Origin of the sequence: Caulobacter sp. Root1472 (assembly GCF_001426985.1) — a bacterium.
GTDB classification, from domain to species: Bacteria; Pseudomonadota; Alphaproteobacteria; order Caulobacterales; family Caulobacteraceae; genus Caulobacter; species Caulobacter rhizosphaerae.
On record NZ_LMFX01000001.1, the window covers coordinates 363,876 to 377,801 of the forward strand.

The 13,926-nt window shown below is 69.0% G+C and carries 9 protein-coding genes; 8 read left to right on the plus strand and 1 reads right to left on the minus strand.

The features are described from left to right. Positions 1-149: 149 nt before the first annotated feature. Positions 150-833, minus strand: coding sequence for a TetR/AcrR family transcriptional regulator (locus tag ASD47_RS01470; RefSeq protein WP_056750549.1), 684 nt, complete (start codon positions 831-833; stop codon positions 150-152). A gap of 225 nt (positions 834-1,058) precedes the next feature. Here ASD47_RS01470 and ASD47_RS01475 point away from each other — a divergent pair, with 225 nt between their 5' ends. From ASD47_RS01475 to ASD47_RS01510, 8 genes are all read left to right on the plus strand, one after another. Further along, positions 1,059-1,412, plus strand: a complete 354-nt coding sequence (locus ASD47_RS01475) for a hypothetical protein (protein ID WP_056750550.1) — start codon at positions 1,059-1,061, stop codon at positions 1,410-1,412. A 649-nt stretch (positions 1,413-2,061) separates the two neighbouring features. After that, entirely contained in the window at positions 2,062-4,548 is a 2,487-nt protein-coding gene (locus tag ASD47_RS01480) for a TonB-dependent receptor (protein WP_235525718.1), read from the plus strand. 84 nt (positions 4,549-4,632) lie between these two features. Beyond that, positions 4,633-4,944, plus strand: coding sequence for a hypothetical protein (locus ASD47_RS01485; protein WP_056750553.1), 312 nt, complete (start codon positions 4,633-4,635; stop codon positions 4,942-4,944). A gap of 5 nt (positions 4,945-4,949) precedes the next feature. Beyond that, a complete protein-coding gene (locus ASD47_RS01490) occupies positions 4,950-7,421 on the plus strand; it encodes a glycoside hydrolase family 2 TIM barrel-domain containing protein (RefSeq protein ID WP_162251601.1) in 2,472 nt (823 codons plus the stop codon). 138 nt (positions 7,422-7,559) lie between these two features. Then, positions 7,560-9,011: an efflux transporter outer membrane subunit gene (locus tag ASD47_RS01495; RefSeq protein ID WP_056750556.1), complete on the plus strand. Its 1,452-nt coding sequence runs from the start codon at positions 7,560-7,562 to the stop codon at positions 9,009-9,011. Beyond that, positions 9,008-10,114 (plus strand): efflux RND transporter periplasmic adaptor subunit, encoded by a 1,107-nt coding sequence (locus ASD47_RS01500; protein ID WP_056750561.1) that lies wholly within the window; start codon positions 9,008-9,010, stop codon positions 10,112-10,114. The genes ASD47_RS01495 and ASD47_RS01500 overlap by 4 nt, the downstream gene beginning before the upstream one ends. Next, positions 10,111-13,239 (plus strand): efflux RND transporter permease subunit, encoded by a 3,129-nt coding sequence (locus tag ASD47_RS01505; RefSeq protein ID WP_056750563.1) that lies wholly within the window; start codon positions 10,111-10,113, stop codon positions 13,237-13,239. The genes ASD47_RS01500 and ASD47_RS01505 overlap by 4 nt, the downstream gene beginning before the upstream one ends. 76 nt (positions 13,240-13,315) lie before the next feature. Further along, positions 13,316-13,924, plus strand: coding sequence for a TetR/AcrR family transcriptional regulator (locus tag ASD47_RS01510; RefSeq protein ID WP_162251602.1), 609 nt, complete (start codon positions 13,316-13,318; stop codon positions 13,922-13,924). Positions 13,925-13,926 lie beyond the last annotated feature (2 nt).

Sequence of the window (13,926 nt, forward strand, 5' to 3'; positions counted from 1 at the left end):
AGCCTCTTGCTAGCGGCTCAGGGGAGGGGAGTCACCCGCGTTCAAGGCGCCGCGGACATGATTGGCCTGACCAATTTCCAGTCTTGCTGGCGCGGCCATTGGGCAGGATCGCCAAGTGAACGAATTCAACGCAGTCGTTCAGATGGCGACTACCAAGCCATGCGGCCATGGAACAGCACGTCGACGGCGTGCTCGGCATAGGCCATGGCCTCCTCGTGGCTGATCTCGCGCACGCGCTGATGAGCGTCGTACCAGCCCGTCAGCATGGCCATCAGCATCTCGGCCACCCGGGCCGGATCGCGGGGCGGGGCGGGGAAGTTGCTGGTGCTTTCGACCAGGCTGCGGGTCAGCAGGTCGATGGCGCTGCGATGCCCGGCCTCATGCAGGGCACGGGCCAATTCGCCGCCGGCGTCCGAGCTGCTGGTCAGCACGCGCTGGAAGGCGTGGATCTCCTCGGAGGCCAACGATTCCAGGATCGAGCGGGCGATATGGTTGAGACGCTGCTTGAGGTCCGCCGGCATCGGCCCGTTACGGGCGTCGGCCGCGGCCTGCCAGGCCTGTACGCGGTCGGCGACGACGGCGTGAAGCAGGGCTTCCTTGGTGGGATAGCGGGAATAGAGCGTGCCCTTGGCGATTCCGGCCGCTGCAGCGACGGATTCCATGGGCGTGGCGTCGAAGCCCATGGCCAGGAAATGTTCGCGCGCCGCCGCCAGAATGGCCGGATTGATCGCCTCGGAGCGCGCCGTGGTCGGGCGACCCGGACGCAGCGGCGCTTGCGGGGGGGCGTCCCGCGAGTCCTGGCCAGCAGTGTCTTGCGAGGGCGCGGCGGTCATGGACCTTCTAACCAAGTCGGTATCCAAATCTTTCGGCGCGAGCCGGGAGTCCAGCTCTCACGATTGTCCCGGGTGGGGCAACCCGATTCAATGGAATGGGCCGCCAGGCAGCGATCCTACAACATCTCACGATAAAATCGACCGGTATCGTACAATTATGGTTGCCTTTGCGCGACCCCGCGCCATGATCGCGTTCGAGGAACGTCCACAACAACGAGATCCCCCATGCGTCTAGCTTCCCTCGCTCTCGCCGCCGCTCTGCTGGTCGCGCCAGCGGCCGTCATGGCTCAGGCCGCCCAAACCGCTCCGGCGGCGGCCAGCGCCGATCCCGCCAGCCTGCCCGGCGCCGCCCAGGCCGCCAAGTTCAAGACCAGCGAAACCACGGTCGGTGACATCCTGGACAACCCCGCCGCGACGGCGGTGGTGAAGAAACACCTGCCGGATCTGGTCGCCAACGAGCAGATCAACATGGCGCGCGGTATGACGCTGAAGGCGATCCAGCAGTACTCCGCCGACACTGTCACAGACCAGAAGCTCACCGATATCGACGCCGATTTCGCCAAGCTCGGCGCGAAGTAGCGCCCTGACGACCGACGCCTCGGCGATCGCATCGCCGAGGCGTCTTCGCGAGGCCGCCGCTGCGGCTGGCCTCGCCGCCTGCCGGGCCCTTCGCCCGTCAGGCGCGCGCCGGCCGCGGGCCGTTAAGGCGCCGGAACGCCATCAATCGTACATCATCGTCAAATTGTCGCCCTGGCGGTCGCGTTTTCGCGCGGTCTCGTCAGGGTGCGGAGGCGCTCGCCCTCATGGCTGGCGAGATTGAGGAACCTAATTGAACGGTTCCGTCTGTTTTTGGTTGACCACTGGTCAGGACAGTTTACAACACAGGTCAGCGGCGCCGGCCTAGCTTTCACGGCGTCGCGAACGCCCCGCGAAAAACGCGGACGCGTTTCTCGCCAGCCCGAACAGTGCGGGCGGACGACAACGATCAAGACCGGCCTTTTTAGGTCGGCGCGAGTGGACGGAGACGAACGGGTGCTTCCGCACTTTGTGGACGGCGAACGCCGTCCAGCCCACCGCCGAGTTCGCCTTGCCCGAACGGGGCGCCGGCGAGCCTGGCCAGGGCGCGAACGTTCGTGGCCGTCTTCGAAAAAACAAAGCAGGTCGCCGCCGATCGCAACGCGCGGCGATCGCCGGGCGTCGGGCCGGCCTAGGGAACAGGGAGGGTGAAATGAACAATACTCGGATCATGATGCTCGCGGGGGTCAGCGTTCTGACCCTGAGCGCCGGCGCGGTCCATGCGCAAACGGCGGCCAAACCGGCGGCCGCCGAGCCCGAGACGGTCGGCGAAGTGATCGTCACCGCCCGCCGGCAAGCGGAAAACCTGCAGAACGTGCCCACGACGGTTTCGGCGGTCAGCGGCGACTCGCTGAAGAAGCTGGCGATCACCCAGTTCCAGGATGTCGCGGCCCTGGTGCCGGGCCTTAGCCTTGGTACGTCCAGCGTCACCGCCGGCCGCTCGCCCGCGCCGTCGATCCGCGGGGTCTCCTACGACGCCAGCACCCAGGCCTCGCCGACGGTCGACATCTATCAGAACGACGTGCCGATCGACGGCACGGTGGCCTTCCAGGCCGTCTACGACATCCAGGCGATCGAGGTCCTGCGCGGACCGCAGGGCACGTTGCGCGGCCGCACCGCGCCGTCCGGCGCCATCACCCTGACCACGCGGCGCGCCGACACCCACGACTACGGTGGCTATGTCAGCGCCCAGGCGACCGACCACGGCGGCCGCAACCTGCAGGGCGCGGCGAACATCCCGCTGATCGCCGACGTCCTAGGCGTCCGCCTGGCCGGCGTCGTCGACGAGAACAAGGGCGATTTCGTCACCAGCCTCAACAGCGCCTTCCTGCCGGTGAAGAGCACGCGAAGCGGCCGGATCAGCATCAACTTCACGCCGACCGAGACCTTCGACGCCACACTCAGCTATCAGAAGCTGAACAGCCACAAGCGCCAGTTCACCCAGATCGAGGGCAATGGCGCCGTCGGCGGCGTCTCGGCGGCCGCGCCGGCGGGCTACAACGGCCCGGTGATCACCGCCTCGCAGCGCCTGGACGTCGATGACTCGCCGCGTTTCAACTACACGGACAACGACTTCCTGAGCGCCCAGCTGAACTGGGAAGTGTTGGGCCAGCGCCTGAGCTATGTTGGCGGCTACACCAAGGGCGACGCCACCACGGTCGGGGCGCTGGACTACGGCAACGTGCTGATCGGGCGCAGCTACTTCCAGAACCTCAACACCAGGAACTCGCAGACGACGCACGAAATCCGGCTGTCGTCGGTCGGCAGCGACCGCCTGATCGACTACACGGTCGGCTACTTCTATTCGAAAGCGCCGAGCAAGACCGGCGGTACCCAGATCGCCTCGTTCCTGCCGGGCTCATTCGGCTCGCCCGGCGCGCCCGCCAACCCTCGCGTGCTCGACAGCCGCTTCAGCCTGCCGACCCTGATCACCGTCAACAACAACGCGACCGAGAACTCCGTGTTCGCCAATGTGCGCCTGCACCTGGGTGAGGCGACGGAGATCTCGGGCGGCGTGCGCCACATCGTCTCCAAGGTCGACAACGTCCAGACAGTGTTCCTCGGCGCGGGCATGATCTCGCGCGCCATCGGCTTTCCGTGCTCGGCCGCCGGCTTCGCCAGCACCTATGGCGGCGGCTTCTGCGACATCCCGATCGCGGCCGGCAAGACGCCGGTCCAGAACAGTTCGCAGAAGAACACCGAGAAGCCGACGGTCTACAACCTGTCGATCTCGCACCGCTTCTCGGACCAGGTGCTGTCCTACGGCACCTTCGCCACTTCATGGCGACGCGGCGCCAACAACTTCGCCCTTGGCAACGCCGAGAACGACCCGGTCCTGGCCAGCCTGATCTTCCTGCCCGACGAGAAGTCCAAGTCGTTCGAGACGGGGATCAAGACCAACTGGCTGGACCGTCGCCTGCGCCTGAACCTGGCCGTCTTCTACCAGAAGTATGACGGCCTGCTGTTCCAGCTGGGCTCCATTCCCTATGTCGCCGCCAACGGCGCGACCACCGTGGTGCAGAACTCGACCTTCAACGTCGGCGCCGACTCGATCGTCAAGGGCTTCGACTTCGACGGCGCCTTCCAGGTCACGCCGAACTGGAGCATCAGCGGCGGAATCAGTTACGCCGACGGCAAGGTCGACAACGACATCGTGCCCTGCCGCGACAGCAACTTCGACGGCGTTCCGGACAAGGGAACGCCCACCCTCAGCGACTTCCGCTCGCGCAACATTCACGTGGCGACCTGCAAGTCCAACGTGTCGGTGTCCCGTGACCCACTGTGGAGCGGGACGCTGCAAAGCGAGTACTGGCGCCCGGTCGGCGGGGTTGAGGCCTATGTCCGGGGCCTGCTCAGCTACTATCCGGAGAACAAGCGCCGGAACGCCGGCTACACGGTTCCGGACTACGGCCTGCTGAACGTCTTCGCCGGCGTCCGCTCGCCGGACGGCGCCTGGGACATCAATATCTTCGCCCGCAACCTGACCAAGACGGGCGTCGAGACCAGCCGGGATGTGGACTACACGACGCCGGCCGGCGCGGTGACCTCGTTCTTCGGCGACAGCGGCTATCGCTGGACCAGCTATACGCCGCCGCGGGAAATCGGCGTGTCGCTGCGCTACGCCTTCGGCGCGCGCTAGACGCGAGCGGGACCGGTTCACGCCGGTCCCGCGTCAACCGGATCCAGCCCTTCAGCGCCGGTCGTGGAATTCCTAGGAGGGATCGTGGACGCGCCGCTCTATTCTCGCACGGGTGGCTATGTCGAGCCTCGCCTGGCCCAGGCCGAATTCGGCGTCGGCGCCATCAGCGTCGCGGACCTGCTGCGCTCCGACGCCCTGCTCGCCGTCGTCGAGCGGGAGGTTCCCGGCTTTGGCAAGATGGCGCGTACGCCGCGCCTCTACCCGACCTTGACCAATGTGACGTTGCGAGAAATGGCGTCGTTCTCGTTCTTTGCGGGCGTCGTGAAGCCTGGAGCGCTCGAACGCATCGACGCCGGGTTTCGGGCGCTCCCGACAGACGCGTGGCCCGGCCTATGACCTCGTTGCGTGCACACCTCCACAGGCGCGAGGCGCTGCTGTTGATGTCGGGCGCGGCGCTTTCGGCGCTGCTGCCGGCGGCCGACGCGCTGGCGATCGGGTCTGGCTTCGGTCCCGGACGGGACCAGGATTTCGATCTCGGATGGCGGTTCTCGCGCGGTTCGGGCCTGGCCTGGGAGGCGGCGGGACTGGACGACTCCGGATGGCGCAGCGTCGATCTCCCGCACGACTGGAGCATCGAGGACCTGCCGAACCCGTCGCCGCCAAACCGGCTCGGCCCCTTCGACGCCAAGAACGAGGGCGGAGCCAACACCGGGTTCACCCTGGGCGGCGAGGGCTGGTATCGCAAACGCTTCCGCCTGACGCCCGACGCTGCCCGCGCCGAGATCGTTTTCGACGGGGTGTACGCCGTCAGCGACGTCTGGCTGAACGGCCATCTCCTGGGGTCGCGAGTGCATGGCTACGCGCCGTTCGCCTATGACCTGACGCCGCACCTTGACCCGATCGGCGACAATGTCATCGCCGTCCGCGTCCGGAACCTCGGAGAGAACGCCCGCTTCTATGCGGGGTCCGGCATATACCGGTCCGTCACCCTGAACGTCTTCGCCGCCCCCGCGCGGATCGCCCTTTGGGGCGTCGCGGCCTGGACGCGGCGGATCACCGCCGCCGGCGCGGTGATCGACGTGACGACCACGATTGAAAATCCGGAGCCGGGCCTGACGCTGCGCACCACCCTGCGCTCGGCTTCCGGCGTGGTGGAGGCCAAGGCGCTCGCCACCGCCGGTGGCGAGGTCAAGCAGGTGTTGCGCCTGCCCAAGCCCACGCTGTGGGCGCCGGCCGATCCCGACCTCTACACCCTGCAAACCGAACTGCTGCGCGGCGGTCGCCTCGTCGACCGGCTGAGCCAGCCTTTCGGCGTCCGGACCGTGGCGTTCAGCGCCGATCGCGGCATGACCATCAACGGCGAGGCGGTGAAGGTTCGCGGCGGCTGCCTGCATCACGACAACGGCCTGTTGGGCGCGGCGGCGTTCGTCGACGCGGACGAGCGCCGCATCCTCCGGCTCAAGGCGCGGGGCTATAACGCTATCCGCAGCACCCACTATCCCTGCGCGCGAACCTTCCGCGAGGCCTGCGAACGGCACGGCATGCTGCTGATCGAGGAGGCCTTCGACGTCTGGCGCATGCCCAAGACTAAGGACGACTACGCCCAGTTCTTCGCGGAGCACTGGCGCCAGGACCTCGCCGCCACGGTGCTCAGCGCGCGCAACAGTCCCAGCGTCATCATGTGGAGCATCGGCAACGAGATACCCGATCGCGCGTCGCGGGAAGGGCTCCGCGACGCCTGGAACCTGGCCGACGAGGTGCATCGCCTGGACCCGACGCGTCCCGTCACGGCGGCGATCCATTCCTTCAGCGGCCGCCCAGTCACCGTCGGCGACCGCACGAAACCGCGAGAAGCGTCGATGATCTTCCTCGACGTGCCGGGCTACAACTACAAGCTCGAGGACATCGAGCCCGATCACGCGCGATATCCGGACCGGGTGCTCTACGCGTCGGAGACCTATCCGGCCAACGCCTTCGACTATTGGGCGCTGGGGGAAAGCGCGCCGTATATGATCGGCGAGTTCGTCTGGACGGCCATGGACTATCTGGGCGAGGCGGGGATCGGCGCGGCCGTGCGGCGCGCGGCGCCGGCGAACGGCGCGAAACCACCTCAGCTGCCGTTCATGCAGCCCTATCCGTGGGTAGTCGCCAATTGCGGCGACATCGATCTGATCGGCGACCAGAAGCCGCAATCCTACTATCGCGACGTGGTCTGGGGCGTGAGCGGGCTTGAGCTGGCCGTGCAACGCCCCGTGCCGGTCGGCCAGGTCGAAGCCGTCAGTCAGTGGGGCTGGTCGGACGAGCTGCAAAGCTGGACCTGGCCCGGCGCTGAGCGTCGGCCGCTGGCCGTGCGCGTCTACACGTTCGGCGACCAAATCGAGCTGCGGTTGAACGGCGACCTGGTGGGGACAAGGGCGTTGAGCGCGGGTGACAAGATGCGTGCGGAGTTCGCGGTTCCCTACGCGCCGGGCGTTCTGGAGGCGATCGCCTGGCGCCAAGGCGTCGAGATCGGCCGCAAGCGCCTCGAGACCGTCGCGGCTCCGGCCAAACTGCGGATCCGCGCCGAACGCGAGCAGGCGGGCAGCGGACGCCACAGCCTCAGCTACCTCATGGTCGATGTGCTGGACGCGACTGGCCGCCTCACGCCGGACGCCGCGATCAGGGTTTCGTTGGAGGTCGCCGGCCCTGCAGAACTGCTCGCCTTCGGCAGCGCCAATCCCCTGGCCGTCGGCTCACTGCAGTCGAACCAGGCCCTGACCTGTCGCGGCCGGGCGCTGGCCATCCTGCGGGCCCAGGGCGGTCGTGGCGAGGTGCGTGTCGAAGCGCGTGGCGAGGGCGTCGAAGCTGGAACGGCGACGGTTCGGCTGGCCTGACGAGGCGTTTTGTTTTCGGTCTGCCGATAGCGCCCCCGCATAGCAAAACCGAGGCTTGACAATATCAGCCCGCTCGACGATCAGATAAATGAACGATACCGTTCAATTACGGGCTCGCGGAACGGTCGGGAGGAAACCATGGACGGCGCGCCATTGATCGGCGGCACGAAGCGACGCGCTTCGTCGCGGCGTCCGGACGCCGGCTTCGCCGCGGCGCTGATGGCGGGCCTGACGCTGGCCGGATGCGCCGCGCCGCCCAAGACCGACCTGAGGCTGCCGGCCGCCTACGAAGGCCCCTCGGCGACGTCGGCGAACTTGGCGTCGGACGCCGTGTCGCTGGATCGCTGGTGGACCCGGTTCGGCGATCCGCTGCTGGACCGGCTGGTCGACGAGGCCTTGGCGTCTGGCCTGGACGCCCAAGACGCCGCCGCCCGCCTGGCTGAGGCGCGAGCCGCCAAGTCCGGCGCCCTGACCAGTTTCCTGCCGCAGGGCGATCCCAGCGCCTCGTACCTGAAGCAGCGCACCAGGACCGGCGGCGCCGCCACGGACCTGCGCATCACCACGGGCGATTTCGACGTCAACTGGCAGGTCGACCTGTTTGGGCGGCTGCCCACCGCCAGCCGGATCGCCAAGGCCGACTTGGCCGCCGCGCGGTTCGCCTATGAAGGGTCCCGCGCCTCGGTCGCCGCCGAGGTCGCCGACAGCTACTTCCAGGCCCGCGGCCTGGCCATCCAGCTGCAGGACGCGCACGAGAGCGCCCGGGTCCAGAAAGAGCTCTACGACATGACCGAACGGCGGGCGCGGGCGGGCCTGTCGGCCGTCGCCGACGCCGACCGGGTAGCCGGCGACCTCTCACAGTCCAATGCCCGGGTGGCGTCGCTGGAGGCGCAGCTGCAGGCCCAGAAGCGAGCGCTGCTGATCCTGGTCGGCCGGGTGGTCGATCCCACCACCTCGATCGCGATCGCCGCCGATGTCGGGGTCGCGCCGGCTCCGCCCTCTCTCGTTCCCGGCGACCTGCTGACCCGCCGCCCCGACGTGCGCGAGGCGCAGGCGCGCCTGGCCTCCGCGTCCGGACGCGCCAACCTGGCCCGCCTGACGATGTTGCCGACGGTCAGATTCATTCCCGGCCTCGGCTATTCGCGCCCCTCGATCGGCGGCGCGACCACCACCACCAGCCTCGGCCTGGCCCTGAGCCAGCCGCTGTTCGACCTGCCCAGCCTGCTGTCGCAGGCGGGTGTTCAGAAGGCCCAGGCCGCCCAGGCGGCCATCGCCTACGAGCGGACGCTGCGCCAGGCCTTCAAGGACTCCGAGGCCGCGCTGGTGGGCCTAGACGCCGACCGGCGACAGGTCGCCCTGCTGGCCGACGGCGAGGCCCGCGCCGCGCGGGCCTATCGCGCCGCTCGCGCCAACTACGGACGCGGCCTGACCGATCTTCAATCCACCCTGTCGGCCGAGCAGGCCTGGCGGACGACGCGCACCCAGCTGACCTCGGCTCAGGTGCAGGCCGTCCGGCGGGCGGTGCAGGCCTACCAGGCCCTTGGCGGCGGCTGGCCCGTCGATCGCTATTCGTCTGTCGCGAGCTCGAAATGACCTCTTGCAAGAAGCTCCTGGCGACGACGCTGCTCGTCGTCGCCGCCGCGCCGATCCTGGCCGGGTGTCATCGAGGCGGGCCGCCGGCCGCGCCGCACGCCGCCGAGCTGCGGTCGGTGTCGGTGATCACCCTGGCGCCGCGCGCCGTGGCCGGCAGCCTGACCGCGACGGGCGACCTGACGCCGCGCGAGGAGGCCGCCGTCACGCCGGAGGTCAGCGGCTATCGCGTCATCGCCGTGCTGGCCGATGTCGGCGACACGGTCCGGGCGGGGCAGGTGCTGGCGCGGCTGGACCCGGCCCTGATCGAGGCCCAGATCGCCCAGCAGGCCGCCCTGGTCGCCCAGGCCGAGGCCCAGGCCGCCCAGGCCGTGGACCAGGCCAACCGCACCAACGGCCTCGACGGCTCGGGCGACCTGGCGCAAGAGCAGATCAACCAGCGGCGCTTCCAGGCCAAGGCCGCCCAGGCCACGGTCCAGGCCCAGAAGGCCGCGCTGCGCGACCTGCAGGTGCGCCGCGACAAGCTGGCCGTGACCGCGCCGGTCGGCGGCGTGGTGCTGGAGCGCGGCGCGCGCCCGGGCGACGCGGCCTCGGCCGGGCAGGCCGCCTGGTTCCGCCTGGCGCGTGACGGCCAGATCGAGCTTCAGGCCCAGCTGGCCGAGGCTGAGCTGGCGCGGATCCGCGTCGGCCAGTCGGCCAGCGTCACCCTGCCCAGCGGCGCGACCGCGACGGGCCGCGTACGCCTGATCAGCCCGCAGATCGATGCGAAGTCCAAGCTGGGCTATGTGCGTCTCACCCTGCCGGTCCGTCCCGACATCCGGGCGGGCGGCTTCGGCCGCGCCGTGTTCGGCGACGCGGCGGACCAGGGCCTTTCGGTCCCCGAGAGCGCGGTGCGCTACGACGCCGGCGGGGCCAGCGTCATGGTCGTCGAGGCCGGTGACCGCGTGCGGCGCGCGCCCGTCAAGACCGGGGATCGCGGGGCCGGCTGGGTCCGCCTGACCGCCGGGCCGTCCGCCGGCGCGCGGATCGTCGAGAACGCCGCGGCCCTGCTGGTCGACGGCGACAAGGTTCGTCCGGTCATGAGCGTGACGGGGGCGGGCCGATGATCGCGCCGACCACGGGCGACGGCCTGAAGATCTCCGCCTGGGCCATCCGCAACCCGATCCCGGTGACGGTGCTGTTCCTGGCCCTGCTGCTGGCCGGCGTGCTCAGCTATCTGCAGCTGCCGATCAAGCAGTACCCCAACGTGCAGCTGCCGATGGTGTCGGTCACCGTCACCGAGAACGGCGCCTCGCCCGGCGAGATCGAGACCCAGATCACCCGCCAGGTCGAGGACGCCGTCGCCGGCGTCTCGAACGTCGAGAACGTCCAGTCGGTGGTGACCCAGGGCGCCTCGACCACCAACATCACCTTCCAGATGGGCGAGGACCTGCAGAAGAAGACCGACGAGGTCCGCACCAAGATCGAGCAGGTCCGCGCCCAGCTGCCGCGCGACATCGACGCCCCCACGGTCCAGCGGGTCGAGATCGACAGCGCCCCGATCACGACCTACGCGGTCTCGGTCGACGGGCTGTCGGACGCCCAGCTGTCGTGGTTCGTCGACGACACCATCGCCCGCGCGTTGCAGGCCGAGAAGGGCGTGGCCCAGGTCACCCGGGTCGGCGGGGTCAATCGCGAGATCAACGTCCTGGTGGACCCCGACAAGCTGACCGCCCGGGGCCTGACGGCCGCCGACGTCAACAGCGCCCTGGCCGGCTTCCAGCTGAACGCCGGCGGCGGCCGCGTCGAGATCGGCGGCCGCGAGCAGACCATCCGCATCCTGGGCCAGGTCGAAACGACGGCCAAGCTGCGCGACCTGACCATTCCCACCAACGGCGGCGGCTATGTCCGCCTGGCCGACATCGCCGAGGTCGGCGACGGCTCGGCCGAGGCGCGGGGCTTCGCCCGGCTGGACGGCCGTCCGGTTGTCGGCTTCCAGGTCATGAAGACCCGCGAGGCCAGCGACGTGGCCGTCGACGACCGGGTGATCAAGGCGCTGGCGGCGCTGGAGAAGGCCCGGCCCGAGGTCCACTTCACGCGGATCTCGGCGACGGTCGACGAGACGCGCACCAGCTTCGAGGCCACGCGCGGCGTGCTGCTGGAAGGCATGGCGCTGGCGGCGGTCGTGGTGTTCTTCTTCCTGAAGGACTGGCGCGCCACCCTGATCACGGCGGCGGCCATGCCGATCTCGCTGATCCCGACCTTCGCGGCCATGGCGTTCCTGGGCTTCTCGCTCAATGTCGTGACCCTGTTGGCCCTGACCCTGGTCATCGGCATCCTGGTCGACGACGCCATCGTCGAGATCGAGAACATCGAGAAACGGGTCGTCGCCGGCTACCAGCCCTATGACGCGGCCATGGAGGGCGCGGACGCCATCGGCCTGGCCGTGGTCGCCACCACCTTCGCCATCGTGGTGGTGTTCGCTCCGGTCAGCTTCATGCCGGGCATCGCCGGCCAGTTCTTCAAGGAGTTCGGCCTGACCATCTCCGTGGCGGTTCTGTTCTCGCTGGTCGTGGCCCGGCTGCTGACGCCGCTGATGGCCGCCTACCTGCTCAAGCCGCGGACCAAGGCCCATGAGCCGGCCCCGTTGCCCAAGACCTATCTAAAGGTGCTGAACTGGAGCCTCGATCATCGGATGCTGGCTTGCGCCATCGGCGGGATGCTGTTCATCGGCTCGCTGGCCCTGCTGCCGCTGCTGCCGACCGCGTTCACCCCCGAAGGCGACCCTGACTATCTGAACCTGAAGCTGCAGGGCGCGCCGGGAGCGACCCTTGAGCAGATGGACCAGGCGGTCTCGCGCATCGACGCGGTCTTCGCCAAGGAGCCCGCGGTGGACGGCGTGTTCGCCACGGTCGGCTCGACCTCGGGCGACCCGTTCCGGGGCGGCGGCGGCGCGGACCTGCGCAGCGGCTCGGTCACGGTGCTGCTGAAGGCCGACCGCAAGGTGAGGGGGCAAGCCCTGCGCGAACGCTATCGCGCCGCCATCATGGCCATTCCGGACGTGCGGATCGGCTTCTTGAAGGCCGACGGCCAAGCGGGGTTCCAGCAAATCCTGACGGGCGACGACCCCGACGCGCTGTTCAACGCCGCGCTCGACCTTCAACGCCAGATGCGCGACCTGCCCGAACTGGCCGACCCGCATCCGTCGACGCCGCCGGTCGGTCCGGAGATCGTTATCCGTCCGCGCGCCGACGAGGCTGCTCGCCTGGGCGTCTCGGTCGACGCCATCGCCCAGGCCGCCCGCGTCGCCACCAGCGGCGATATCGACGCCAACGTCGCCAAGCTAAATGACAAGGAGCGGCGGATCCCGATCCGCGTCCGTCTGCCCGCCGACGCCCGCGCCGACCTCGACCGCGTCCGTGGGCTGCGCCTGAAGACCGCCAGCGGCGAGACGACCCGGCTGGAGGCGGTCGCCGATGTCAGCTTCCAGGCGGGTCCGGCCCGCATCGACCGTCTGGACCGCCAGCGTCAGATGACCATCGAGGCTGAACTGACCGAAGGCGCGACCCTGGGTTCGGCGACCAAGGCCGTGCACGGTCTGCCAATCTTCAAGGCCATGCCCGCCAGCGTGCGGGCCAGCTCGATCGGCGACGCCAAGGCGATGGCCGAGCTGTTCGGCGGCTTCGGCCTAGCGATTTTCGCTGGGGTGACGATGATCTACGGCGTGCTGGTCCTGCTGTTCGGCTCGTTCTTCAAGCCCATCGTCATCCTGTCGGCCCTGCCGCTGGCGGTGGGGGGGGCGTTCCTGGGGCTGCTGGCCTTTCACCAGGCGCTGTCGATCCCGTCGCTGATCGGCTTCCTGATGCTGCTGGGCCTGGCGGCCAAGAACTCGATCCTGCTGGTCGAGTACGCGATCGAGCTGGAGCGCGGCGGCATGCGGCAGCGCGACGCCCTGATCGAAGCCTGCCGCGAGCGGGCCCGGCCGATCGTCATGACCACCGTGGCCATGGCGGCGGGTATGCTGCCGACCGCCCTGGCGCTTGAGCATGGCGCGGAGTTCCGCCAGCCGATGGCCGTGGCGGTGATCGGCGGGCTGATTACTTCGACGCTGCTGTCGCTCGTCCTGGTGCCGGTGGTCTACGAGTTCGTTGACGACTTCGAACAATGGCTGCGGCCGCGCCTGGCGAAGCTGGTCACCCCACGCGCCGTGACGCCTGGGGTTCCGCTTGAGGATGTCGAGGCCAAGGCGTAGCCGTCGATGGCGGGGTTATGACCATGGCGATGATCATCGGGCGCCCGGCGCCGTTCGCGGAGCGCGGGCAGGGCGGTTGGAGACGACGCTCGTGATCCGTCAACCGCGGCGATCGATGGGGCAGGATGAGCGGCGCGAGCGGATCGTCGAGGCGGCCCGCGACTGCATCGCCCTGTCAGGCATTCACGGCGCGGCCATGGCCGAGATCGCCGAGCGCGCCGAACTTGGGGTGGGCCAAGTCTATCGCATCTTCGAAAGCAAGGAGGCGCTGATCGCTCAGATCGCCAATGAAGATCTGGCGGAGATGCGCGCGATGCTCGACGCCCTGGACGGCGGCGCCGCCGGTTTGCTCGATGAAATCTGCGCCCTGGTTCCCCAGTCGATCGACCGGTGCTTCGATACCCGACGGGTGGCGCTCAGGACCGAACTTGCCGCCGAAGCCGCGCGCAATCCTCGCGTCGCCGGGATCCTGCAGGCCGTGGACCGGCAAGGACGCGCGGCGTTCGAGGAGCTGATGAGCGCCTTGAGGCGGTCCGGCGAGACCGTCGGCGATTTTCGAGCCCGCTGCGAGTTCGTCCACGTGCTGTTCGACGGACTGGCGGTACGCTCGATCAACCATCCACAGGCTGATCGAGCGATCTTGACGCGCCTTGTGCAGATGACGCTCCGACGCCTGTTCGCCTAGTC